The organism is Johannesbaptistia floridana (assembly GCF_057440575.1).
Genome location: NZ_JALKVM010000247.1, coordinates 1 through 1,847 on the forward strand (window position 1 = coordinate 1; position 1,847 = coordinate 1,847).

At 41.1% G+C, this 1,847-nt stretch carries 2 protein-coding genes; both read right to left on the bottom strand.

What is annotated here, in order from left to right; all coding sequences use genetic code 11:
• Window positions 1-267: 267 nt before the first annotated feature.
• Entirely contained in the window at window positions 268-1,527 is a 1,260-nt protein-coding gene (locus tag MW688_RS15520) for a glycerate kinase type-2 family protein (RefSeq protein ID WP_486736919.1), read from the bottom strand.
• Between the two features lie 11 nt (window positions 1,528-1,538).
• The coding region (locus MW688_RS15525; RefSeq protein WP_486736920.1) for an SH3 domain-containing protein at window positions 1,539-1,847 on the bottom strand (309 nt) is incomplete at its 5' end.

Sequence of the window (1,847 nt, forward strand, 5' to 3'; positions counted from 1 at the left end):
GAGCGTTGTAGTGTTAACAATATTTATATTTACAGATCCCCCCTTCCCCCCTTAATAAGGGGGGCTTTTCATGATAACTGTAAACATCTATTTGGTCATTGCTATATTTTGTAGTAGGGGCGCAAGGCTTGCGCCCACAACAAGGCTTGCGCCCACAACAAGGCTTGCGCCCACACATCTTTGGCTAATTAGACAGATTTAATCTGAATACAAAATAATTAACGGTGCGTTACACGCAGGTTAACGCACCCTACGGTTGCCTTCAATTTAATTAACAATCAAAATAGCGCGAAAATCATTAACATTAGTCAAAGTCGGACCAGTAACCACCAAAGAATCTAAACTAGCAAAAAAACTGTAGCTATCATGATCGCGTAAATAATCCCGAGGATTTAACCCTAAACTACTAGCAGTCGCTAAAGTAGAGGGAGTAATCAAGGCACCTGCATTAGATTCAGAACCGTCAATACCATCAGTATCACAGGCGATCGCATAAACCCCCTCTAACCCCTCAAGGGCGATCGCCAAACTCAATAAAAACTCACTATTAGGTCCCCCTTTACCTTTCCCTGTCAGGGTTACAGTAGTTTCACCACCGGAGAGAATTACACAATTAGGAGAGATAGGCTGCTGATGACGTTTAACTTGTTGGGCAATACCCGCCATAACTTTACCCACTTCTTTCGCTTCTCCCTGAAGAGAATCACCTAAAATCAAAGTTTGATAACCATGTTTTCTCGCCATTTTAGCCGCAGCTTCTAAAGATTGTTGAGGAGTAGCGATGAGAATATTCTCAGTCTTCTCTAGACGTTTATCCCCTGGCTTAATCACAGGATAGGGATTATTTTCTAAATACTGCTTGAGACTCGATGATATTTCTATCTGGTAACTATAGATAACTTCTAAAGCATCCCTACTAGTAACAGTATCTCCCACAGTAGGACCAGAAGCAATCACCTGAAGATTATCACCAGGCACATCTGAGATAATTAAACTCACCACAGTAGCGGGATAAGCTGCCGCCGCCAATCTTCCCCCAGAAGTCAAAGATAACTGTTTACGCACTCTATTTATCTCATCTATACTAGCCCCAGAGGCTAACAATTGTTGATGAATACTAATCAACTCATCTAAACTCAACTGAAGAGGAGGTAAAGTTAATAAAGCCGAACCTCCGCCAGAAATAAGACAAATAACTAAATCTTCTGGTTGGAGATTACTAATCATTTGCATCATTTCTGTTGTAGCTTCTACTCCCTGGGAATCAGGAAGAGGATGAGAAGCCTCAATAACTTTAATCTGCTTAGTTTCTACCTTATGTCCGTAGCGAGTAACCACTAATCCATTTAACTCTGTTGGCCAAGACTTTTCTAAATGCTGGGCCATCAAACTAGCTGATTTACCTCCACCTACAACAATAGTTTTACCCGGAGGTGGTGATGGTAGATATGGCGGCATCCGGTGTTGAGGTGAAGCAGCATTAACTGCCGTTATAAATAAATTTTTTAATAGTTGTTCAGGCGACAATATCTTATCTCTTAGTTAACTCTGTCAACGTTACCTGCTTTAACCCAACCCTCTAAACCATTATCTGGTACTCTAACTTTTTGCCAGCTTTTGTCTGGATTATCTGCAAGAATAATCAGTTCTTGATCATAATATACTCCTCCAAGGCGTTCAGAATCAATATTAGGTTCTGCTCTAATTGTTAAGCCTTGAGGCCAAGTAACACGAGCGCGATAACTATTACTTGGGTCAGGTTTTGGCTCTGGTTTCGGGTCAAATACAAACTCTTCATCGCTTACTTCATCGCTTACTTCATCGCTTACTTCATCGCTTACTTCATC